This is a genomic window from Mycobacterium paraffinicum (assembly GCF_025822865.1).
Classification (GTDB): Bacteria; Actinomycetota; Actinomycetes; order Mycobacteriales; family Mycobacteriaceae; genus Mycobacterium; species Mycobacterium paraffinicum.
The window spans coordinates 53,119-75,418 of sequence record NZ_JACKUR010000041.1 but is presented as its reverse complement, the minus strand read 5'-3'; the positions used below and the strand labels follow the sequence as shown (position 1 = coordinate 75,418).

The window sequence follows — 22,300 nt, the reverse complement described above, 5'->3', positions numbered from 1 at the left end:
TGTCCCGACGTCAGACATCCTCGCCATTCACTAGATGTTGAGCCCCGAGAACATGATTCGGCTGGGATCGTACTTCTGGCGCACGGCGGTCAGCCGGGACAGGTTCGAGCTGAAGTACCGCGAGGCCGGTTGGTTCGCCTCGATGTAATTGACGTATCCCCCGACCGAGTACGGCTGAACGGCCTGGTGTGCGGTGTTGAGCCAGTTGGTCGCCGCCGCCGCGTCGCCGGTTTCGACGTACCACTGCACCAGTGCGTACTGCCGGCGCCATGGGAAGGCGGTTGCCCCCGGCGCCACATCGGCGAGGGCGCCGTCCAGCGCATGCATGATCGCCAACATGCGGCCCGCTCCACGCGGAAAGGCGTCGACCGCCTTGGCGATGCCCTGCGCGGTGGCCGCGTTGACGACGGGCAGCACGTCGGATCCGCCGACGTATCCGAGCGGTGACGGGTTGAGGTTCCCGACGGCCAGGTACCGCACCAGGTCGAGATAGTTGAAGGTGTGGTTCTCGGTCCCGGTCGGTTGCACCCCAACGGCTTTGGTGATGGCCGCCCCTACGCTGCCCCCCGATCCGACCGGGCACGTCGCCATGATGCGGCAATGCGTCCCCATCCCGTCGACGGTGGCGTCCGCCAGCGCCCAGCTGTTCCGGTCGGCGGTGCGCAGCCAGTTCTGCCAGCCGACCAGTACTTGCGCGAACGCCTCCGCCGGGAAGTTGAGGTTCACCACGTCAAGATCCGTCGTGGGAAAGGTGGCGAAGGTCAGCGAGGTGGTCACGCCGAAGTTGCCGCCGCCGCCACCGCGCAACGCCCAGAACAGGTCGGGATTGCTGGCGTTGGACGCGGTCACGGCCTGACCGCCGGGAAGCACCACCGACGCCGACAGCAGTTGGTCACAGAGCAGCCCCGCGTGGCGGGAATTGGCGCCCAGTCCCCCGCCCAGGGCATGCCCGGAGGCCCCGACCGAAGGGCACGTACCCGTCGGGATGCCGCGGCCAGCGCCTGCCAGCGTCTGGTGTATCGCGTACAAGCTGGTCGCGGGCGTCACCGTGACGCTCCCCGTGCCGGCGTCGTAATTGATGCCTCCGGGCAGCTGACGCAGGTCGAGCACCATGACGCCGTTCGCCGTGGAGGCGCCGATGTAGGAATGCCCGCCGCTGCGCGGCGCCACCTTCAGGTTGTGGGCGGCGGCGAACGCCATGGCCTTCTGCACGTCGGCCGGCGACGTCGGGGTCACGATGGCAGCCGGCGTCGAGCCGTTGTAGTTGGTGTTGAACACCTGCTTGGCCGACCCGAAGGCGCCGTTGTCCGGTAGCAGCACTTGTCCACCGATGGCGGTGGACAGACCCTCCCATCCGGTGGGATTGGGGGCGGCGGTGGCCCGGGCGGAGCCGAAAACCGCACCGGCGGCCAACGCTCCGGCGGTACTCCGCAGGAACGTCTGGCGTGAGATTTCACGCGCCACCGTCGGGCTCCCGCGTCTGCCTCATGTCCGGCATTGTCAAACGCGGGACAACGAAAACCTCGGTGCCCCATGCCGTGTGACCGGATCGAAACCGATACGAGCCGCCCCGGTGATGAACCCGCCGAGCACGGCGGGCGCCGCCTCGAACAGACACGCCGCTTCGCGACTCGTATTGTCTGCAGCATGATCGCCGCTGTGATGTTCGCGCCCGGCCAGTCCCCTCGGTAGCCGGGTTCAGGCGCGTGGGTGCTCTTGTGCTGGCGCTTGCGGGCCTGGCGTTTCTCGATTCGTTGAACGTCCTCAATCTGGGCGTCGTCTCGGCCGTCATTTTCGACAGCCGGTTGAATCGCCGGTCGCCGATTCCGGGTGCCCTGAGCTTCATCGCGGGCGTGTTCGCCGTGACAACCACCTTCGGGCTGTGCACGGTGCTGGGCCTCAGTTTCTTGACCCATGCCGTCGATTTCCATGTCACACCGGCAATCCGTTTTCGCGGCGAGCTGGTGCTCGGCCTCGTGCTGACCGGCCTGGCGTACTTCCCGTTGACCGCCCAATCATCGGCTCCCGGCTGGGCTTTGGCGGCGATGCGCGAGCGGCCATGGCTGCTCGGGTTTCTCGGATTGGCCGTCGGTAGCGGGCAGGCGCCAACCGCAATCCCCTATCTCACGGGGCTCGCCATGCTCGCCGCCCTGCACCCGAGGCCACCGTTCTGGCCCTTGGTGATCGTCGCCTATTGGGCGATCGCGCTTTCCCCACCGCTGCTGATCCTTGCCCTTTCGATGAGACGAACCATGCGCGCCAAGCGCATTCAGCGCAGGCTCGTCCGCGCCCTGACCCGCTACGGCCCGATGTCGGTGCGGCTGTTGTTCCTGGTCTTCGGCATAGGACTGGTGGCCGACGCGCTCGTCAATCACAGCGCCCTGTGGTGACGCGGCACTCTTTCTCATCTCTTGCATAGCGAGCCGCAATATCTTGTTGCGTGTGACTGATCGTCAAGAGCGCGCGACGTCCTTCGGCTCGATCGCCGAGGACTATGACGGGTTTCGTCCGCACCCTCCGCAGCAAGCCGTGGACTGGCTGGTGCCGCCCCATTGCGGGGTGGCCGTCGACTTGGGCGCGGGCACGGGGCTGTTCACCCGCACACTCGTGGACAGGGCGGCGGCGGTCATCGCCGTGGAACCCGATGCGCGCATGCGGGCCGTACTCACCGAGCGGTCTCCCGAGGTTCGTGCCGTCGAAGGCACCGGGGAGTCGATTCCGCTTCCCGACCTTTCCGCGGACGCGGTGTTTGTTTCGTCGGCATGGCACTGGATGGATCCTCAACGGGCCGTTCCGGAGATCGGCCGGGTGCTGCGCGACGGCGGGCGATTCGGCCTGATCTGGACCAGTCGAGATCGTGACGTTGATTGGGTGCGCGACCTCGACCTGCTGCCGGGCGAGGACACACTCGAGGCGGACTCCCCCGACCGCTTCCGCCGGCGCCACGAAAACGTTGTGCTCCCCGACCCGCAGATCTTCCACAACGTCGCTCGGGAGACATTCACGTTCGCGCGGACGATGAGCATCGAGGATGTCGTCGCAATGGTGGGCACCTACAGTCGGGTGATCATCGCGTCTGCGGATGAGCGCGCGGCGCGCCTGGCCAGTGCCCGCGCCGCCTTGAACGAGCGTTTCTCCGATGCCGAAGCGATCGAGGTCCCCATGAAGTCCCGGTGCTGGCGCGCCGACCGGATTCCCCGCGGCGTCGAACGCTAGGCGTACCGCCTCAGGCCTGGGGGCCCTCCGAGGGCGGCCAGTGCGATCCCGGCGACGCCTCGCCGGGTGAATCGTGTTCCCCGCGGGCCAGCGGCACCCACCGCTCGCTCGGCGCGGGCTGCTTGGACGACGGAAAGTCCCGCAGCTGTCCCGACGGCTTGGCATCCCATTTGGCGAAGGTCAGCGGCGTCTGCAGCCAGGTGTGCAGCAGGCAGTACACCGCCTGCAGCGAATCCAGATGGGTGCGTTCCCAACCGTGGCTGCCGTCGAGCCCGAAGCCGACGAGCGCCGCGCGGGTGCCCGCGCCCGCCTCGATCGCCGCGGCGGCATCGGAGCGGTAGAAGCGGAAGACATCCCGCGCGCAAGGGATTTCCTGCTCCTGCGCGAGCCGGCAGAGCCTGCGGGTCAGGTGATAGTCGAACGGACCGTGCAGGTCAGCCATCGGAATGGTCACGCCGTCCTCGATGGAATGCTGGCCGGGCGCGCACACCGCGTTATCCACCGAGACCAGTTCGGCGACATCGGCGGGCAAGCCGTGGCTCGCACCGTGGCCGACTTCCTCGGTGATGGTGATCATCACCATGGTGCGGTGCGGCAGCACCACCTTGTTCTCGGCGAAATTCTTGGCCAGCGCGAGCGCGATCGCGACGCCCGCCTTGCCATCGAGGTGACGAGAAACGATGTAGCCGTCGGCGGTCAGCTCGGGGCTGGCGATCAAGGCGACGAAGTCGCCGATCTGCAGGCCGAGGCGGACGAGGTCCTCCCGCGAAGACACTTTGCGGTCGACGCGGACCTCGACGTGTTCCCAGTCGGTTGGCTGCAGGTCGATCTCGTCGCCGAAGGCGTGCCCACTGGCCTTGAGCGGCATGACCGTGCCGGTGATGAATTCGTCGGGGTCGTCGGAGAAGATCCGCACCCGGGCGCCCGCGGCGAACCGGGCCGAGAAGGTGCCGACCGGAATGACCTCCAGACGGCCGTTGTCCTTGAGCCGTCGCACCATGCAGCCGATGGTGTCGGCGTGAACGACCACCGCGCGGTCGATGGCCGCCGATTCCCCGGGGAGTTCGGCGGTCAGCGCACCGCGCCGGGTCAGGGAGAACGGCACACCAAAGTCGTCGAAGATGTCGCCGATGAGCTGCATCACCGCGTCCGTCCGCCCCGCCGGACTTGGCGTCTGCAGCAGCGCGAGCAGCGTGTCAACCATCCACGTGCGGTCGGCCTCGGCCATGGCCGCGCTGTGACGCACGGTGTCTCCTCTCGAATCGTCCGGAACCGCGTTCAACCTACCGCGTGGTCACCGTCGACTCACCGGTCCGGGCAGGTGTCCGCGCCGAGATGGGGCACCCTGTCCCCCGCCTGCCAACACGGTAGAGCACGTGATGCCCGGACGCCCGTTGGCGCAACCGCATTCGCGCGCAAAGGCGGCGGACTTAGCTCATCAGATGCTATGGGTTGACGTTGGGACACACCTGCTTGATCCAGGCGGTAAGCGCATCCCTGTTGGCGTTGAGGTCAGGATCGTTGGGTTGTGCGCCGACGGTGGTGACGAAGTGCTCGATCGCGGCCTTCACCGTTTCGGGAGGCCCGTACTTTTCCAGCGTGTCGGCGAACTTGCGCGCATCCTCGGGTTTCTGCGCCACCATCAGGTTGTCTTTCGTGAAGGAAATGTCCAGGCAGGTGGATTGATCGAAGGAGCCGCCCTGCGCGGAGGACGAAGGTGGTGTCGTCGTCGGCGGTGCCGAGCTGGGCGCCTGCGAGCCCGAGGTCGCCGATTGGCTGGACGAGGAGCCCGACGTTGACGAGCCGTTCGAGCACCCCGCTGCAACGATCGTGATGGCGACCACTCCCGCGATCATGATTCGGTCTAGCCGCATCGGAGACTCCTCTGTTCCAACGAATGGCGTTTGCTGCATGCACCTTACCGGCAACCGACATACCCACGCCGCGGTTTTAATTCGTATTTGAATCGGAGACGCCCTGCGGTACCTGCGTCGGTGGACGGTACTTCCCCGGTTTTGTTGCCCTAGGAAACCCTTGATCTGCGAACGATTCCCGGTTACGGGGCGCCGAGCGGGGCCGGATCCGTCGGTCTTGGCTCGGGGGGTGCGCTCCACGACCGACATTGATCCCGAGGCTCAAACGACGATTCACGGAACACTTTCGAGGAATCACGCAATTTGCTGTCCGAGCGGTTATGCTTCCGTCCACCTCTCAGCTTGGTCGTGGATGCGTCTGGCCGCGCGGAAGCTTGAAGAGCCGAACGCGACCGTGAAAGGTGAGCTACACATGCGCCGACTGTCAGCCGCGATCTCCATCGCGGCCATCGGATTACTGGTTGCCGCGTGCGGCAGTAGCAACGAAGGCGGCCCGGGCTCGTCGACGACGACCTCGACGCGTCCGCCGGTCGCGCAGGCGGCGCTGTCGGGGTTGTTGCTCGGTTCGGCGGAGATCGACAGCGCGCTGGGTGTGACCGGATCGAAGAGCAAGGAAAAGAACGACAAGCTCCAAGACGACAACGCGAAGCAGCCGTGGCCCGCGGGCTGGAAATTCCCCGACGACTGCGTCTATGCCATCGGCCCCGGTCAGGCTCCCGTGTATGCGGGCAGCGGTTACACCGCGGTCAGCGGCGACGACGAGGTTGCGTCCCTTCCCCCGAATTCCAATGAACCGGATCCCGAGGTGGGCCAGGTACTGGTGCTGTTCCCGTCTCCGAAGGAGGCGAATGCCTTCTTCAGTAGCTCGGCGCAGCGCTGGCCGGCCTGCGCCAACCGACAATTCACCACTCCCGCCGGGCAGGACACCCCCGAGACGGGGTGGCAGGTGGGACCGGTCTCCAACGCCAACGGGATGTTGAGCACCACCCTGACGATGACGCTGCGCGACAACGGCAACGTCCTGCTGACCATGACCTGCCAGCGCGCGCTGACCGTGCGCAACAATGTGGCGATCGATGTCGGTGTGGTCCGCAAGGAACCGGCCGACTTGGCGGTCAAACTCGCCGGCCAGATCGCCGGCCGAGTCGACAAGCCATGAGCCCGTACGCCTAGGAGGCGGACGCCAGTTCCGCGATCAGGTCCGCGAGCGCGAGGATCCGCTCCGCGTTGCGGACATGTAGGCCCTCGACCATCCGACCGTCCACTGTGATGACACTGGTCCCCGCGGCCCGCGCCTCCTCGTAGGCCGCGACAACCTTACGGGCGTCGGCGACTTCCTGCTGCGACGGACCGAACAGGTCGTTGGCCGGGCCGATCTGGGACGGATGGATCAAAGTCTTGCCGTCGAAACCCATTTCGCGGCCCTGCCGAGCCTCGGCGCGAAATCCGTCGTCATCGGTGATGTCGTTGAACACGCCGTCCAAGATCACCTTTCCCGCCGCCCTGGCACCCAGCACCGCCAACGCCAACGCGGGCACGACCGGCGCGCGGCCAGGCACATGCAATCCGTGCAGATCGTTCACCAGGTCGTTGGTGCCGATCACCAGCGTGGCCAGTCGCTCGCTGGCCGAAGCGATCTCCTCGACCCTGAGGAAGGAGCGCGGTGTTTCGATCATCACCCACAGCTGCAACGACTCCGGGGCGCCGAGCTTGACCAGCGTCGCGGTCAGCGCTCGGACCTGATCGCCTGACTCGACTTTCGGCACCAGCACGCCGTTTGCACCCGAACCGGCCACGGCGGCCAGGTCCTCGTCGTGCCACTCGGTGTCTAGGCCGTTGATGCGCACCACGACCTCCCGGGGCCCGTAGCTGTCCGGGGAGATCGCGTCGCACACCGTGGCCCTCGAGTCGGCCTTGGCGTCGGGTCCTACGGCGTCCTCGAGGTCGAGGATGACCACGTCCGCGGGCAGCGATTTCCCCTTCTCCAATGCGCGGGGCTTGTTGCCGGGCAGGTACAACGCGGAGCGGCGCGGGCGCAGAGTCGGTGCCATCCAGTGATTCGCTTCCTGTCTCGAGCGGGGCGTGGTGAGCGCGGCTTAGGCAGAAAGTACCCTTCGATCTCAGTGTGGCCGCGCAGTCCGTCGGCGGCGAACATCCGAAATCGTGCCGCCGCGGCGGCCGAATCCCAGGAGGGAGCGGCGAGTGTCATCACTTGGTTCGGCGCGCACCGAGGGCGACAGCTGGGACTTGGCTTCCAGCGTTGGGGCGACCGCGACGATGGTCGCCGCGTCTCGGGCGCTGGCTTCCCGCGAGCCCGACCCGTTGCTGGATGACCGGTTCGCCGAGCCGTTGGTGCGCGCGGTCGGGCACCCCTTCTTCGTCCGCATGCTCGACGGCCAGATCCCGCTCGACAACGACGACATGCCGCTGACCCTGCAGCAGCGTCGTGAGCAGATCGCCGTGCGCACCAGGTATTTCGATGATTTCCTCACATCGGCATCCAGCAGCGGGATACGTCAGGCCGTGATTTTGGCAGCCGGGCTGGACGCCCGCGCCTATCGGTTGGCCTGGACGGCGGGGACGGTGGTTTACGAGGTTGATCAGCCCGAGGTCATCGCCTTCAAGAGCGAAACGCTGGCCCGGTTCGGCGCCGAACCGACCGCCGAACGCCGAACCGTAGGGATCGACCTGCGCGACGATTGGCCAACCGCGCTGCGCGGCACAGGTTTTGACCCGACGGCACCGACGGCCTGGATCGCCGAAGGCCTGCTCCCCTACCTGCCGCCGCAGGCGCAGGACCGCCTCCTGGACAGCATCACCGCACTCAGCGCACCGGGCAGCCGGCTGGCAACCGAGAACATCACCGACATGGGTGTGTTCACCGACGAGCGCGCCCGGGCGATGCGCACCACCTGGCGTAAGCACGGGCTGGACATCGACGTCGCCGATCTCGTGTGGGAGGGGGCGCGGCGACCCGCCGGGGCGCACCTCGCCGACACCGGCTGGGTCGTCACCCCCCACCCGACCGAGCAGCTCTACGCCGAACACGGCTTCGTCGTTCCCGACAACGAGATGCTCAAGGATTTTCGGCACGCGATCACCTACATCAGCGCCGAACTGGGCTGACCGCGCCGGCTAGGAGTCGGGCCTGGCGTCGCGCCACTCCCGCTCGAAGGGCAACCGCCACGCATTGGGCGCGATCAGTTGATGGATGGCGTTGGGACCCCAGGTGCCCGGTTGATACATCTTCGCCGGCGGGGGGTCGTCGAGCAGCTCCTGCGAACGCTCCCACAACGATTCGATGCCCTCCGCGGTGTTGAACAGCGTGTGGTCACCCCGCATCGCGTCGAGGATGAGCCGTTCGTATGCCTCCAGCACGTCCACGACGGTGTCGATCTCCTGCGAGGAGAACTGCATGGACAACTTGTCCAGTTTCATCCCGGGGCCCGGCCGCTTGCCGTAGAAGGACAGCGAAACCTTCGAGTTGTCGGCGAGGTCGAACGTCAGGTGGTCGGGACCCTGAGTCCCGACCCCCGAGCCTGGCGGAAACATTGTCCGGGGCGCCTCTCGGAATGCGATCGAGATGATGCGGATGCCCTCGGCCATCTTCTTGCCGGTACGCAAATAGATGGGCACGCCCGCCCAGCGCCAGTTGTCGATGCCGACCTTGAGGGCGATGAACGTCTCGGTGTCGGAATCCTTTGCCACGCCTTTCTCTTCGCGGTATCCGTTGTATTGGCCGCGCACTACGTTGGAGGGCTTGACCGGCAGCATCGAGCGGAACACCTTGTTCTTTTCTTCGCTGATGGCGAAAGGTTCGAGCGCCGTGGGCGGCTCCATCACGACGAACGCCATCACCTGGAACAGGTGGGTGACGACCATGTCCTTGTAGGCGCCGGTCTCCTCGTAGAAGTTCGCTCGCTGATCCAGGCCGAGAGCCTCGGGGATGTCGATCTGGATGTGGTCGATGAAGTTGCGGTTCCAGATCGGCTCGAACAGTCCGTTGGCGAAGCGGAACGCCAGGATGTTCTGCGCGGCCTCCTTGCCCAGGAAGTGGTCGATGCGGAAGATCTGGGATTCCTCGAACGTCTCGTGCACGAAATCGTTGAGCGCCACCGCGCTGGCCAAGTCGGTCCCGAACGGCTTCTCCATCACCACCCGCGAGCGCTCGACGAGCTTGGCGTCGCTCAGCATGGTGATGACTTCGCGCGCGGCTTTGGGGGGCACCGACAGGTAATGCAGCCGCCTGACGTTGGGGCCCAGCTCGGCTTCGGCCTCGGCGACTGCGGCCGCCAGCGCTTCCGGTCCCTTCCCCTGGGGGACGTAGGTAATGATCTTCGCAAAGTTGGCCCACTGTTCGGACGTGAGCTTGTGCCTGCCGAACGACTCGATCGCATCCTTGGCGATCTCGCGGAAGTCGTCGTCGCTGAGGTCTTCCAGCGACGTCGCGACGATCTGGATGTCGGGCGCGAGCTCGGACTGGTCCAGATACGCCAGGCCGGGGATCAGCCGGCGTTTCGCCAGATCCCCGGTCGCACCAAACAGAACGATGACATGGGGGTCAAGCGGCTCGGATTCGTGGCGGCGCGGACGCCTGTCGGCCGCCGGGTACGAGATGGTCTGCGGTTTCTTATCGGCCACCCCTGCGATACTTCCACCGCCACGGCGTAATGTCGCGTCCGTCACTCCTAGCTCGGCCAACGCGGCCGCTGCCGCCACGAACCGAGGATCACCATGGCCGCCCGGTTACCAGCCGGCGGATGGGGTACTGGATAGCGACGGGCCGTGCCCGACCACAGTCGATGGAAAGCGATATGACGAAACCCGACAAAGACCCCCGGGGCCACTCTCAGGAGCTCGAAGACATCGTCGACCGGCTCGAGGAGAAGGTCGCCGACGCCCGGGAAGCCGAAGGCGTTGCCGGCAAGCCCAGCGACCGGGAACGCGCCCCCACCGTCGGCTCGGGCGATGAACCGCCGGATTAGACCTGAGGGCCGGGCGGGGCGCCGAACCAGGCCGTGAGCGTGTCGCCCAGGCCCTCATCGGTGCCGTTTCCGACCCAGGCCACATGCCCGTCCGGACGAATCAAGACCGCGTCGGGAGCCGATACCGTGCCGACCGCCGGAAGTTCCCAGTTACCGCCATATTCCGCGTCGATCAGCTGGACCGTGTGCGCCCGGGAAGCCAGGTCGAATCGGCCCGCTTCGCCGAGGTTGAGCAGCACCGGTCGGGCCCGGTGTAGCAGCGTGAAAACCCGCAGTGGCCCCTCGGCGGTGACCAGGTCAAGATCGGGCATGCGCCGTCCGAGCAGCGGGTGTGCGTCGCCCAGGTCGTAGCGGATGTCCAGGCCGGACATCATGGCGGCGAACCGTCGGCGAGGTTCTTCCATGGCGAGCAGGTCGGCCATGGTGTCGCGCAAGGCCTTCGTTCGGTCGTCGGGGCGAAGAAGCGCCATCTGCGCGATCGCGTTGCGCAGCACGCGCGCGGCGACCGGGTGGCGTTCGGTGTGGTAGCTGTCGAGCAGGGTGCCGGGCGACGTGCCGTTGACCACCTGTCCCAGCTTCCACCCCAGATTGACCGCATCCTGCACGCCGGTGTTCAGCCCCTGGCCGCCCACTGGGTGGTGGACATGCGCGGCGTCCCCGGCCAGCAGGACGCGCCGGTCGCGATAGGTTGCGGCCTGTCGCGCCATGTCGGTGAATCTGGAAAGCCAAGCGGGACTGTGTATTCCGTAATCGGTGCCGTAGACGGCGATCAGTGCCTCACTCAGGTCGCCTAGCGTGGGTTCGCTGCTTGGCCCGAGGCGCCGCTCGGTGACCATGACACGCACCGGCCCGCCCTCCTCCGACGCGGAGAGGGAATGCACCCCGAGTGCATCGTGGCGGATGCCCCATACCGGCGAATCCCCTGTCCCGAAATCCATTTGGACCTCGCCGAGCAGGTAGCTGGCCGTCGGCTCCCAGCCGGGGAAATCGATGCCGGCGGCTTTACGGACCGCGCTGCGCCCGCCGTCGCAGCCGACGAGGTATGCCCCTCGCAGGATTCGACCATCGGAGAAGGCGACGTCGACGCCGCTGCGGTCCTGGGCGATGCCCGTCACCTCATGTTCGCGATAGAACCGCACCCCCAACTCGTTCACCCAGTCGGCGAGTATGCGTTCGATCTCGTTCTGCCACAACGCGAGACCGTAGGGATGCCGGGTGGGAAAGTCGCTGATGTCGAGCCGAATCTGGGAGAACCCGGCGACCTGGGCGACCTGGCCCCGGGCCAGAAACCGATCGGCGATGCCCCGCTGATCGAGGACCTCGATGGTGCGCGCGTGCAGACCCCCGGCACGTGCACCGATGAGGTCCTGGCCTGCGCGCCGCTCGAGTACCGCCACATCAACCCCCGCCAGCGCCAACTCACCGGCCAACATCAGGCCGGTCGGGCCTCCTCCAGCGATCAGCACCGCGTGGTCGACGTTCTCGTGTGACAACACTCCCAACCCCCTGATGAGCGCGAAAATTGGCTTCGGCCAGCGATTGTGCGGCATCACCCAGCCCTTGCCGCAAGCCCCCCGGTGCGCTATAGGTTGAGAGTGGGAGGGCAATAATTCACATACGGTCGCGTAGCGCGTCGATCGCTCGGTAGATCCGCTGCTCGCTCACCGGCCGCGTTGTGCCCAGCTGCTGGGCCCACAGGCTCACCCGTAATTCCTCGATCTGCCGCCCAAGGTCGCGGACGTCGGACACCGCCTGCCGCGCGGGCGGCAGCGACTGTGTGAAATCGTCGTAGGCGCGCTGCACGGCGCGTACCCGCTGCATTCGCTCCCGGTCCGCGTCGATCCCGTGTGGCAGCCTCTCGAGGCGCCGGCGGATTGCGCCCAGATAGCGGGTGAGGTCGCCCAGGTGGACAGTTCCGGTGGCGGCCACGAACCCCGGCGCCAACAGTCGGTCCAGCTGAGCGCGGACGTCGGCGATCGCCTCGGACTGCGCGGGCGGCGGCCGGCCGGGCAGGGCGAGTTGCACGTCCTGCGCGGCGGCCAACACCTGCTCCACGCGGGCCACGATGTCGGCGGTCGCGGACACGAGCGCCTTGCCCACCCGCTCGCGCAGCGCGGCGAACTCCTCGCGGGTCCACACCGGCGCGGGCACCAGCGCGTCCGCCGCGGCGTCGGCGCAGTCCTCGAGCAGCGCGGTCAGCGAGCCGTCCGGGTTTGCGCCGAGCGCCAGGCGGGTCCGTGGGCTCAGTTGTCGCTCAACGGCTTTGACCGGCGACGCCACACTCAGCCGCACCAATCGCCGCATCCCGGGCCCCAGCGCGTTGTCCCGCTCCGCCGGCGTCGCAAAGACCCGCAGGTCGACCGCGCTGCCCGCGTCGACGAAGCCGGGGAAGCCGCGCACGGCGCGCCCGTCGACCGTTCGCTCGACGACACGCGGCAGCGCGTCGAGGTCGTCGGGCCAGGTGCGCAAACCAGTCCGTTCCAGCCCGCCGGCGACCGCCCCCGCCACGGCCTGACGAGCGGGCGCGGCCAGCCGTAGTTGCAACGCGTCGAGGTCCTTTCCGCGGGCGACCTCGGTACCGTCGGAGGATTCGACAGCGAAGGTCACCCGCAGATGCGCCGGTAACTTGTCGAGGTCGAACGCGTCGACGGGCACCAGAACGCCGGTGCGACGGCGCAATTCGCGCTGCAGCGCCTCCAGCAACGGCTCCCCCGCCGGGTCGATCCCTGCCAGCACCGCACGGGCGGTGTCGGGGGCGGGAACGAAGTTGCGGCGCAGGTCTTTTGGCAGTGAGCGGATGAGCGCGGTCACCAGCTCCTCGCGCAGCGCCGGCACCTGCCAGGCGAACTCGTCACCGCCCAACCGCGCGAGCACATCGATCGGCACGTGCACCGTGACGCCGTCGTCGGCGGCACCCGGCTCGAACCGGTAGGTCAGAGGCAGCGTGACGTCGCCGGAATGCCAGGCGGTCGGGCGCTCGGCGTCGGCCGTGTCGCCGGTGCGCAACAGGTCGTCCCGAGTGAAGGTCAGCAACTCCGGTGTCTTGTGGCGCTCCTTCTTCCACCACCCGTCGAAGTGCCGTGCGGAGACGACGTCTGCCGGGATGCGGGCATCGTAGAGGGCGTACACCTCGTCGTCACCGACGAGGAGGTCGCGGCGGCGGGCACGTTCCTCCAGCTCCTCGAGCTCGGCGCGCAGCCGCGCGTTGTCGCGAAAGAAGTGGTGGCGGGTCTGCCAGTCGCCCTCCACCAGCGCGTGCCGGATGAACAACTCCCGCGCGATCGCCGGCTCCACCCGGGCGTAACCGACGCGCCGTCGCGCAACCAGCGGCAGGCCGTACAGCGTTACCCGCTCGTAGGCCATCACCTCGCCGCGCCTGGCGTCCCAGTGCGGTTCGCTGTAGGTGCGCTGCACGAGGTCGCCCGCGATCCGCTCGACCGCCTCCGGCTGGATGCGCGCGGCGGTGCGCCCGTACAGGCGGCTGGTTTCCACCAGCTCGGCCACGACCACCCAGCGGGGTGGTCGTTTGGTGAGCGCTGAGCCCGGTGCGAGGACGAATCGCGAGTTGCGCGCGCCCAGGTACTCGCGCCCGTCCTCGCGGCGCATGCCCATGTGCGACAGCAGCCCGGCCAGCAGCGCCGCGTGCACCTGCGCCGGGTCGGCGGGTTCATCGGACGCGGCGCCTTCAACGACGCCCAGGTCGCGGGCGATTCCGCGGAGTTGCCCGACCAGGTCCTGCCACTCGCGGATGCGCAGGTAGTGCAGAAACTCATCTCGGCACATGCGGCGAAACCCGTTGCCCGTCAGGGCCTTCCGCTGTTCGCGTAGGTAGCGCCAGAGGTTGAGGTAGGCAAGGAAGTCGGAGTTCTCGTCGGCGAAGCGGGCATGCTTTTGACGGGCGGCCTCCTCGCGGTCGGTGGGCCGCTCCCGCGGGTCGTGGATGGTCAGCGCCGCGGCCAGCACCAGCACCTCCCGCACGCATCCCTCGGTGTGGGCCTGCAGGATCATCCGGCCGAGGCGCGGGTCGACCGGCAGACGGGCCAGGCGGCGGCCGAGATCGGTGATGGCGCCCTTGGCGTCGAAAGCTCCCAACTCCTGCAGCAACTGCACGCCGTCGCGCACACTGCGCCGGTCCGGCGGGTCGAGAAACGGGAAGTTCTCCACCTCGCCGAGCCGCAGCGCCGCCATCTGCAACAGCACCGAGGCGAGGTTGGTCCGCAGGATCTCGGGCTCGGTGTAGCGCGGACGTGCCGCGAAGTCCTGCTCGGAATACAGGCGGATGCACACGCCGGCCGCGACCCGGCCGCAGCGGCCCGCCCGTTGAGCGGCAGAGGCCTGCGAGATCGGTTCGATCGGCAACCTTTGCACCTTCAATCGGCGGCTGTAGCGCGAGATGCGGGCATTGCCGGGGTCGACGACGTAGCGAATACCCGGCACCGTCAGCGACGTCTCGGCGACGTTGGTCGCCAGCACGACCCGGCGCCCGGTGTGGGGCGCGAACACCTTCTGCTGCTCGGCGGTCGGCAACCGGGCGTACAGCGGGAGCACCTCGGTGTTTCTCAGTCCGCCCAAAGCCTCGGCGGTATCGCGGATTTCGCGTTCGCCCGAGAGGAACACCAGGACGTCCCCGGCTGGCTCGGCCTCGAGCTCAGCGATCGCGTCGACGATCGCCTCGACCTCGTCACGGGTCTCGGTGCGCACGATCTCGTCGTCTGGGTCGTCGGGATCATCCTTCCGGCCGCTTGACACGGGGACTTCCAGCGGCCGGTAGCGGATCTCGACCGGGTGCGTACGCCCGGACACCTCGAGGATCGGCGCACCGCCGAAGTGGTCCGCGAACCGTTGTGGCTCGATGGTCGCCGAGGTGACGATCACCTTCAGGTCCGGGCGGCGCGGCAGCAGCTCGCGCAGGTAACCCAGTAGGAAGTCGATGTTCAGGCTGCGCTCGTGGGCCTCGTCGAGGATCAGTGTGTCGTAGCGCAGCAGCCGGCGGTCCCGCTGAATCTCGGCGAGCAGGATGCCGTCGGTCATCAGCTTCACCAGGGTGCGGTCGCTGACCTGATCGGTGAACCGGACCGTGTAGCCGACAGTTTCGCCGAGCGGGCCGCCCAATTCGTCGGCGATGCGCTGCGCGACCGTGCGGGCGGCCAGCCGTCTGGGCTGGGTGTGCCCGATGGTTCCGCGGACGCCCCGCCCGGCGTCGAGACAGATTTTGGGCAGTTGCGTGGTCTTTCCCGAACCGGTTTCACCGGCGACGACGACGACCTGGTTCGCCCGAATCGCGTCGGCGATCTCCTGCCGCCGCCCGCTGACCGGGAGATCGGGATAGCTGATGGCCGGCACCGCGGCCTGCCGCGTGGCGACGAGCGCCTCGGCCTGCGCGATCTGGCCGGCGAGCTGCCGCAGCTGGTCAGGTTTGGCTCCGCGCAGGTTCTTCAGGCGCCTTCCGAGGCGTGCGGCGTCGCGGGTTGTCAGGCCGTCAAGGCGGGTGTGCAGTTCCGCGACGGACAGTTCGGCCACTCGGGCCAGGGTAGGCGTGCGGGCGCCGTGGGCCGTTCGCCGAGCGTGGGTCGATGGACGAGTTCGCGCCAGTTTTGATACGTAGGGCCCATACTCGGCGCCCTAGGGTGAACCCATGAGTCTCGTCACGTATGAGCTGGACGACCACGTCGCGACCATCACCCTCAACCGCCCCGAGGCGCGCAACGCCATCAACGGGCCGCTGCGCCAGGACTTGAACGCGGCGTGGGAGCGGTTCCGCGACGACCTGGACGCGTGGGTCGCGATCCTGACCGCCAACGGCAGCGTCTACTGCGCCGGCGGCGACCTCAAGGACGGCGAGGGCTCGGTGGGCACCTTCGGCGGCACCTTCTGGGAGAAGCCGACGATCAACTCCTTCGAGTCCGGGATGGAGTTGTTCAAGCCGACCATCGCCGCCGTGCACGGGCCCTGCATCGGCTATGGAGTGACCGGCGTGCTCTTCTGCGACTTCGTCATCGCCAGCACCGAGGCGACGTTCTGCTTTCCGGAGGTGTCGATCGGCGTGCCCACCATCGTCGGGGCCATCCGGCTGCCCCAGCGGGTCGGCTGGGCCAACGCCATGGAACTGCTCCTGACCGGCAAGCCCATGAGCGCCGAGCGGGCCAAGGAGATCGGCCTGGTGTGGAAGCTCGTGGAGCCGGACGACTTGCAGGCCGAGGCCCGGGCCTGGGCCCGGACCCTGACCGAGGCCGCTCCCCTGGCCCAGCGGGCGACCAAGGAGGTGGCGTGGCGGACGGCGGACATGGGCTGGATCGAGGCCGTTCGCTTCGGGGAGACCATGCGCAAGGTGGCCGGGGCGACCGAGGACGTCGCCGAGGGCCTCCGGGCGTGGGCCGAAAAGCGCAAGCCCCAGTGGCGCGGCCGCTAGGGATGGGTGAGCGATTGCGAGCCGAGCTGGGCCGGGTCCGTGAGGGCGGTGGGCCCGGCGCCGACCATGCCGAGATCGCGCTCGGGGACGGGCCGATCAGGCGGCGACTGGCATCGTCGATCCGCGCGCTGGCCGAGCATCGCGGCCGGCGGAGCAGCATCTGCCCGTCGGACGCCGCCCGGGCCGTGGGTGGCGAGAACTGGCGCGAGCTGATGCCCGACGCGCGTGACGTCGCGCGGCAGCTCGCCAGATCGGGTGCCGTGGAGATCACGCAGCGCGGCACCGCCGTCGATCCCGAGGGCGACTGGACCGGCCCCATTCGCATCCGGACTACCGCTGACTGAGAGCTTCCGTTGCACCGCAACATGATTCGGCGGTATACGTGCGCTTCCCCGTCCCAGCGTCAACCGGCGGGACGGCCGCGGCCGGCGATGTGACAGGATTTCGGCATGAGTGCACGCAGATTTGGTCGCATAGTTGGTGTGTCGGTGGCGACGACCTGGGCTGCGCTGAGCATCCCCGTCTGGGAATCGTCGGCCCTGCCCGCCGCCGCCGCAGACGCGTGCTCCGACGTCTCGGTGGTCTTCGCCCGCGGCACTCATCAGGAACCCGGTCTGGGCAACATCGGGCAGGCCTTCGTGGACTCGCTCACCTCGCAGCTCGGCGGGAAGTCCGTCGACGTCTACGCGGTCAACTACCCGGCCAACGACGACTACCACAACAGCGCGAACGCCGGATCCAATGACGCGAGCACGCACATCCAAGACACCGTCGCCAGCTGCCCGAACTCGAGGATCGTGCTCGGCGGATACTCGCAGGGTTCGACGGTGATCGATCTGGCGACCAACGCGATGCCGCCCTCGGTCGGCGACCACGTCGCCGCCGTCGCCCTCTTCGGCGAGCCCAGCAGCGGATTTTCGTCCATGCTGTGGGGCGGACAACCGCTACCGACGATCAACCCGGCGTACGGATCCAAGACCATCAGCCTGTGCGCCCCGGATGACCCGATCTGCTCCGGAGGCGGCAACATCATGGCGCACGTCTCCTACATCGACGCCGGAATGACCGCCCAGGCCGCGACGTTCGCGGCCAACAAGATCAACCAGGGGCCGGCGCCGCGCGTCTGAGGCGCGCCCGTCAGTCGTTCGCGCGTTCCTCTTGCCGCTGCCGCTTCTCGGCGGCCGCCAGTTGCGCGACGCGGTCCGCCTCGGAGCGCTTTTCGGCGGCGTCGCCCAGCTTGTCCTCGGCCTCGTCGATCTTCACCGCCGCGACCTCGGAAGCGGCCTTCTCGGCGGCCTGGGTCCTGGTTTCCACCTGGCGTTTGGCCGACTCGACCGTCCGCTTCTGCCTGTCCGCCGCCTCGTCGGCGCGCCGCTTGGCCGCGGCGCTCTGTTGCTGGGCCGATTGCGCGGCTTCCCGCTTGCGTTGCTCGGCGGCGTTGCGAGCCTCCGCGATCTCCTGCTGCGTGGCCGCCTGCGCTTCCTGCCGGTCCTCGATCGCCTCGTCGCGGGCGCTCCTCAGCTTCGCGTCGGCCTGTTCCTTCCGGGCCGCGGCCTTCGCGTCCAGCTGAGCCGCGCGGCTCAGCGCGTCGCTGCGCTCGACGAGCGCCGTCCCCCGCTTGACCAGCTTCGGGTCATCGAGCACGTTGCCCACCGTGGTGTCCAGCATGCCGAGCGAGCGCTCGAACAGCAGCCGCGCGGGCGCTTCGGTCGGGATTCGGGTGACGACCCGGTCCTCGATGACCTGCAGCGGGAAACGGGCCAGCTGGTAGTGAAAACGCAGAACCGCGAACGGGACTTCGGATATCCTCATCAACTTCTCCTGTGTGTGGCCCGCCGTCAGGGCAGGTCGGCTTCGTCGGTCACGCTCTGGGCTCGACGTCGCAGGCGGTCGGCCTCCGACTCTTCGTTGCGCGCCACCTGGACCGAGGTCTGATGCTCGGCGGCGGCGTCGATGATGTCCTCCGACGCTTCACGGATCTCGGCGCGCTCGTCGGCCTTTGCTCGCTGCGCTGCACGCTGTGCGTCCAGCTCGGCCTGGGTCTTCTCGGCGGTCGCCCGCTGCCGCGCGGCCTGCTCGGCGGCCCGCTTCTGAGCCGCCTCCTGGGCGTCGATCGATTCCTCGGCGGCGACGGCTTGCGCGTTTGCCGCGACGCGCTCTTGGGCGCCCTGGACCCTGGCCTCGGCCGCGGCGTCCTGCGCCTGCTTGGCCTGCGCCTCGGCGACGGCCTCGACCGCGTTGGCTTCCTTGCGCTCGTGTGCCTGGGTCTGCTCGAGTTGCCCCTCGGCGGTTAGCGACTCGTTGCCGGTAACGGCCCCGAAGACCTCTTTGGCTTTGCCTTTGACCGAATCGATCAGGCCCCTGCGCGCTTCGTCGGCTTTGTTCTGCTCGCTCATCGAAAATCTCCTTGCGGCCGCTAGCCAAGAATTGCGTGCGTTCGTGTCACGCCAAGTGGTTCCACCGATGACCCCGATCAAACCCGCATGTGACCTGCGTCACCCACGCGTGTAGCCGGATGGGCGGGCCGGCCGCTAATGAATTAGCCAGCGTTGCAACGAAATTCGCGCGGAGAGCGGGTGTCGCGGGCGGGCGACACTCATCGCGGTGCAGGCGCGGGTTGCCCGATCGACTACGGTCGACCGTATGTCCAAAGCGTCCGGTAGCGACCTGATCGACGACGTCACCCCTGGCGACTTCATCGCCGTCGACCGTGGCTCGGGTGAACGGCCCTACAAGGTGGTGTTCAAAGACTCCACCGACGCGGGTTACACCGTCACCTTCCAGGGCGACGACGGGGAGACCTTTCAGCTGGACCTGCCCGCCGGCACCACGGTGACGAGGTCGCTGGAGTCGAAGTGGGAATCCGTGCAAAGCCCCACTCCACACTCGGAGTCCTAGATTTCCGGCTTCCAACCGTCCGGATGCTGCTCATACGCAACGCGATCGCCGGGGGGGGGCGTGGCTGATCGCCCAGTAATCGCAGCATTCCGTTTGGGCGCGTTCTGGGCGGGAATGCCACGGAGCGGCGTGAGTTGTTCGAGAACACGGACGACTGCGTCTGGGTGGCGATGCGGCCCGGCATGAAAGCCGGGCGAGCGACACCGAAAGCCCAGGAAAGGACGGGCGCCCGCGATGACAGCACAACCCCCAAATCCCGACCCGGTTCAAACGCCCGGGCTCGAGGCCGGCGGCGGCGTCCCGCCGGGATCCACTCCTCCTGCGGCACCGCAAACGGCGGGCCTGGGTGAGCACCAACGGCCGCCCACCGGGCGATTCATTTCCAGTTCCGTACTAACGGTGATCGCCGTTTGCGTCTTCGTCGTCGTCTTCCTCGCGGTAGCGGTGCTGCTCGTCATGAAATTGGTTGGGGCGTCATGAGATGACCGTCACCGCTGAAGATGTCCGGCGGCTACCCGACTGCCAAGATGACGGCGCTCCGCAACCTGGGCGCCTGACACTCGCTGTGACCGCTGCTTCGCCGGTTGAACCCTCACCGGCCGATCGTGACGCGGTCACCCACGCGGATGACGCCTTCCGTCAACACCGCGAGATAAGCACCCGCGCACGGCTGAGCGCCATGACCGCCTGTGTCCCAACGGTTTTCGGCTGCCGGTGTGCGGAGCGCCTGCGGCGCGCGCGGCAGTGGGCCGTGTTCGAGGGTCGGCACGACGCACCGTGATGTGGCGGTCAGGACCCGCAGCCGCGCGTCGCCGACGGCCAATTCCGCACCAACCCAATCGTTTTCGGCGTAGGGCGGATAGCCCGGCGGCGTCGTGATCACCAGGTTGGGCCGATACCGCAGCGCCTCGACACCGATGTGGTCGAGCGTGGCGGTGGTGATCGCGTGCAGCGGGGCCTCGTCGGTGAACGCGTCGCCCGGGGTCGCCTTCGCGATTTCGAGAATGCGGCCGCTGACCTCGGCGTCCAAGCCCAGCTCGAGCAACTTCTCCGGGTCCGGGCGCACCAGCGTGGCGCCCTCGGGGCGCTGGGCGATCAGTCGAACCGGTCGCCCCACCAGCCGCGAAAGCAGATCATCGATGGCCGGGTCGTCGGCCGTCACATTCGTGCCGTCGGGCAGCGCGACGTTCACCCGACCGGCGTCTGCATTCGCGGTGCACTTCAGCAGGCCGCGCCACAACCGGGCGTTCTTGGCACTGGCGACATGCCCGGTGGCGGCGTCGAGCAACGCCAGCCGCCGGTCGCCTTCGGCACCGTGCTCGTCGACGAACATGCTGGGCACGGCTTCTCCGAGCATCGACTTCACCGGGTAGCGGAGCAGGCTGTGCACCCGCATGTCCAGCGCGGGGAATCCTGAAGATGCCGTCGAATCCTCCACTACCCTTCCCCACTCGGCGAGACCGCACCAACTATCCCGCTCAGCGTATGCGGGAGGGGCGCTAAAACCGGTGGTGGGTCAGGAAGCGATCAGCCCGGGCAGTAGGTCGACTCCGCCGCGCTGACCCAGCCGGTCATGTCCGAGAACGAGAAGCCCTTCGAACTCATGCTGGAATGCAAATCGGCCGCGATCGCATCCGGTGTTTTGCCGGCCATCCGGTCGGCGCAGACTGCGTGTCCCATCGCGATCATGTCGGAGTCACTCCCCGACGGCCAGGTGAATCCGAGGTTGTGCAGTTTCGCAATGTATGCGTCGTCCGTGCTGTCGGCCGAAGCAATGGCGGTGGTTGCGGTGAGGGCAGCGCCAACCATGACGGGAATTGTCAGTTTGGCCAGCCAACGCTGTGCAAGCATTTCGTGCCCTTCTTTACTTGTCGGTGTCGAGGGAAGGTCAGTATATGAGTGAGCGATGCCGCGAATATTAAAACTAAGAAAATTGCTGCGGCCGGTGCTTAACCGGCGGCGGGGACCACATTTGCCGACCCCAGCGTGAGTATTGATCGCACCCGCACGGCCGCCACGGATGCCCCAAAGCCGGCGCTCAGCCGGGAGCGGTGGTGACGACAATCGATTCCTGTCCGGTTTGCCAGCCGGTCATGAAGGTCGGAATGGCGACCTGTTCGTCGGGGTGATCGGCGCCCGGGTCGTTAAGGTGGACGATCTCCCTATTGGTGTCGATACCGGTGACGACCAGGAAGTGGTCGGCCTTGGTCCGCTGGTCGCTGGTGTTCCAAATGACGGCGGAGTTGACCCAGGCGATCACCTTGCGATTACCGACGAGGTATCGCTCCAGTGCCGGTAGACCGGTCTGATCCGGATGCGCCACGTAGGTCATCTCCGATTTGATGCCGTAGTGGTCGAGTAGCACTACCGCATCGGCCATTTCGATGCCGCCGTCGCCGTTGGTATGGCTCGGGTCGTCGCGCGGCGCGTAGATGGGGCCCGGATTGGTCTGTGAGGGCGTCGACTCCGCCAGCTTGATCATCTGCTGTTCCGTCGGGGCGTGGCCGGTGATCTCGCCCACCACGTCGGCCACCGACATCAGCCCGCAGTTGTCCTCCAGCGACTGTGGCTGCCAATACTTTGCGGCCGCGGCGGGATCACCGTAGATGCCGTCTTCCATCGACGGTTGCGCGCCGGCCGGCTGCGTCGGCGTGGGATTGCTGGGGGCGCTGCTGGTGATGGCCGACGACGCGTTCGCTCGCGGCGTCGAGGGCGGCGCAGGGCGGCACGATGAAACCAGGAACACACCGGCTACGCCGACGCACGCGGCGACCACCGCGGCGCGGGCCGTGGACGCCGTCGTGAATGTGAACATGGGCGCTCGCGAAGTTCGACGAGAAAAGCTTGGGAGCGTGCAAACGGTAACACTTCGGCGCGCCCATATCGGCGAATGATGCCGCGCCGGTGGCGCGGCGCTT

22 protein-coding genes are annotated in these 22,300 nt (G+C 67.7%); 10 read left to right on the top strand and 12 right to left on the bottom strand.

Going from position 1 to position 22,300, the window contains the following annotated elements; all coding sequences use genetic code 11:
• Nucleotides 1–30: 30 nt before the first annotated feature.
• Entirely contained in the window at nucleotides 31–1,464 is a 1,434-nt protein-coding gene (locus H7J89_RS24945) for an FAD-dependent oxidoreductase (RefSeq protein ID WP_264047722.1), read from the bottom strand.
• A gap of 242 nt (nucleotides 1,465–1,706) precedes the next feature.
• On the opposite strand from H7J89_RS24945, the gene H7J89_RS24940 reads away from it, so the two are divergent.
• Both H7J89_RS24940 and H7J89_RS24935 read left to right on the top strand, forming a co-directional pair.
• The gene (locus H7J89_RS24940) at nucleotides 1,707–2,390 is read left to right on the top strand and encodes a GAP family protein (RefSeq protein ID WP_264047720.1); all 684 of its coding nucleotides are present in this window, start codon (nucleotides 1,707–1,709) and stop codon (nucleotides 2,388–2,390) included.
• A gap of 52 nt (nucleotides 2,391–2,442) precedes the next feature.
• On the top strand, nucleotides 2,443–3,216 hold the full coding sequence (locus H7J89_RS24935) for a class I SAM-dependent methyltransferase (RefSeq protein ID WP_264047718.1): 774 nt from the start codon (nucleotides 2,443–2,445) through the stop codon (nucleotides 3,214–3,216).
• Between the two features lie 10 nt (nucleotides 3,217–3,226).
• Here H7J89_RS24935 and H7J89_RS24930 read toward each other — a convergent pair whose 3' ends face one another.
• Entirely contained in the window at nucleotides 3,227–4,462 is a 1,236-nt protein-coding gene (locus tag H7J89_RS24930; protein ID WP_264047715.1) for an osmoprotectant NAGGN system M42 family peptidase, read from the bottom strand.
• Between the two features lie 199 nt (nucleotides 4,463–4,661).
• Nucleotides 4,662–5,090, bottom strand: a complete 429-nt coding sequence (locus H7J89_RS24925; protein ID WP_264047713.1) for a hypothetical protein — start codon at nucleotides 5,088–5,090, stop codon at nucleotides 4,662–4,664.
• A gap of 412 nt (nucleotides 5,091–5,502) precedes the next feature.
• On the opposite strand from H7J89_RS24925, the gene H7J89_RS24920 reads away from it, so the two are divergent.
• Nucleotides 5,503–6,249, top strand: a complete 747-nt coding sequence (locus H7J89_RS24920; protein WP_264047712.1) for a sensor domain-containing protein — start codon at nucleotides 5,503–5,505, stop codon at nucleotides 6,247–6,249.
• Between the two features lie 10 nt (nucleotides 6,250–6,259).
• Here the strand turns inward: H7J89_RS24920 and H7J89_RS24915 are convergent, their stop codons facing one another.
• Complete coding sequence (locus H7J89_RS24915) at nucleotides 6,260–7,141, bottom strand: HpcH/HpaI aldolase/citrate lyase family protein (protein ID WP_264047710.1); 882 nt, start codon at nucleotides 7,139–7,141, stop codon at nucleotides 6,260–6,262.
• A 151-nt stretch (nucleotides 7,142–7,292) separates the two neighbouring features.
• Between H7J89_RS24915 and H7J89_RS24910 the strand changes: the two genes are divergently transcribed.
• On the top strand, nucleotides 7,293–8,216 hold the full coding sequence (locus tag H7J89_RS24910) for a class I SAM-dependent methyltransferase (RefSeq protein ID WP_264047708.1): 924 nt from the start codon (nucleotides 7,293–7,295) through the stop codon (nucleotides 8,214–8,216).
• Between the two features lie 9 nt (nucleotides 8,217–8,225).
• Here the strand turns inward: H7J89_RS24910 and zwf are convergent, their stop codons facing one another.
• Nucleotides 8,226–9,731: a glucose-6-phosphate dehydrogenase gene (gene zwf / locus H7J89_RS24905; protein ID WP_264047705.1), complete on the bottom strand. Its 1,506-nt coding sequence runs from the start codon at nucleotides 9,729–9,731 to the stop codon at nucleotides 8,226–8,228.
• A 161-nt stretch (nucleotides 9,732–9,892) separates the two neighbouring features.
• Between zwf and H7J89_RS24900 the strand changes: the two genes are divergently transcribed.
• Complete coding sequence (locus tag H7J89_RS24900) at nucleotides 9,893–10,075, top strand: hypothetical protein (protein ID WP_264047703.1); 183 nt, start codon at nucleotides 9,893–9,895, stop codon at nucleotides 10,073–10,075.
• Here the strand turns inward: H7J89_RS24900 and H7J89_RS24895 are convergent.
• Both H7J89_RS24895 and hrpA read right to left on the bottom strand, forming a co-directional pair.
• Nucleotides 10,072–11,508 (bottom strand): FAD-dependent monooxygenase, encoded by a 1,437-nt coding sequence (locus H7J89_RS24895; RefSeq protein ID WP_372513844.1) that lies wholly within the window; start codon nucleotides 11,506–11,508, stop codon nucleotides 10,072–10,074. The two genes, H7J89_RS24900 and H7J89_RS24895, sit on opposite strands and share 4 nt — an antisense overlap.
• A gap of 178 nt (nucleotides 11,509–11,686) precedes the next feature.
• Entirely contained in the window at nucleotides 11,687–15,595 is a 3,909-nt protein-coding gene (gene hrpA, locus H7J89_RS24890; protein WP_264047699.1) for an ATP-dependent RNA helicase HrpA, read from the bottom strand.
• Between the two features lie 115 nt (nucleotides 15,596–15,710).
• Here hrpA and H7J89_RS24885 point away from each other — a divergent pair, with 115 nt between their 5' ends.
• The 3 genes from H7J89_RS24885 to H7J89_RS24875 all read left to right on the top strand — a co-directional run bounded on the left by H7J89_RS24885 (nucleotide 15,711) and on the right by H7J89_RS24875 (nucleotide 17,611).
• Nucleotides 15,711–16,484, top strand: coding sequence for an enoyl-CoA hydratase/isomerase family protein (locus H7J89_RS24885; RefSeq protein ID WP_264047698.1), 774 nt, complete (start codon nucleotides 15,711–15,713; stop codon nucleotides 16,482–16,484).
• Between the two features lie 2 nt (nucleotides 16,485–16,486).
• Nucleotides 16,487–16,828, top strand: a complete 342-nt coding sequence (locus H7J89_RS24880) for a DUF3253 domain-containing protein (protein WP_264047697.1) — start codon at nucleotides 16,487–16,489, stop codon at nucleotides 16,826–16,828.
• A gap of 105 nt (nucleotides 16,829–16,933) precedes the next feature.
• Nucleotides 16,934–17,611: a cutinase family protein gene (locus H7J89_RS24875; protein WP_264047696.1), complete on the top strand. Its 678-nt coding sequence runs from the start codon at nucleotides 16,934–16,936 to the stop codon at nucleotides 17,609–17,611.
• A gap of 10 nt (nucleotides 17,612–17,621) precedes the next feature.
• On the opposite strand, the gene H7J89_RS24870 is transcribed toward H7J89_RS24875, so the two are convergent.
• A complete protein-coding gene (locus tag H7J89_RS24870; RefSeq protein WP_264047694.1) occupies nucleotides 17,622–18,296 on the bottom strand; it encodes an IF2 family translation initiation factor in 675 nt (224 codons plus the stop codon).
• Between the two features lie 26 nt (nucleotides 18,297–18,322).
• The gene (locus tag H7J89_RS24865) at nucleotides 18,323–18,880 is read right to left on the bottom strand and encodes a CsbD family protein (protein WP_264047692.1); all 558 of its coding nucleotides are present in this window, start codon (nucleotides 18,878–18,880) and stop codon (nucleotides 18,323–18,325) included.
• 247 nt (nucleotides 18,881–19,127) lie between these two features.
• Between H7J89_RS24865 and H7J89_RS24860 the strand changes: the two genes are divergently transcribed.
• Together H7J89_RS24860 and H7J89_RS24855 are read left to right on the top strand one after the other, a co-directional pair.
• Complete coding sequence (locus H7J89_RS24860; protein ID WP_264047690.1) at nucleotides 19,128–19,382, top strand: hypothetical protein; 255 nt, start codon at nucleotides 19,128–19,130, stop codon at nucleotides 19,380–19,382.
• 234 nt (nucleotides 19,383–19,616) lie between these two features.
• Nucleotides 19,617–19,862, top strand: coding sequence for a DUF6480 family protein (locus tag H7J89_RS24855; protein ID WP_264047688.1), 246 nt, complete (start codon nucleotides 19,617–19,619; stop codon nucleotides 19,860–19,862).
• Nucleotides 19,863–19,974: 112 nt separating this feature from the next.
• Here H7J89_RS24855 and H7J89_RS24850 read toward each other — a convergent pair whose 3' ends face one another.
• The 3 genes from H7J89_RS24850 to H7J89_RS24840 form a co-directional block, all read right to left on the bottom strand.
• A complete protein-coding gene (locus tag H7J89_RS24850; RefSeq protein ID WP_276042579.1) occupies nucleotides 19,975–20,778 on the bottom strand; it encodes an MOSC domain-containing protein in 804 nt (267 codons plus the stop codon).
• A gap of 131 nt (nucleotides 20,779–20,909) precedes the next feature.
• Nucleotides 20,910–21,191, bottom strand: a complete 282-nt coding sequence (locus H7J89_RS24845) for a DUF732 domain-containing protein (RefSeq protein WP_264047685.1) — start codon at nucleotides 21,189–21,191, stop codon at nucleotides 20,910–20,912.
• Nucleotides 21,192–21,420: 229 nt separating this feature from the next.
• Nucleotides 21,421–22,197, bottom strand: a complete 777-nt coding sequence (locus tag H7J89_RS24840) for a cysteine peptidase family C39 domain-containing protein (protein WP_264047683.1) — start codon at nucleotides 22,195–22,197, stop codon at nucleotides 21,421–21,423.
• Nucleotides 22,198–22,300 lie beyond the last annotated feature (103 nt).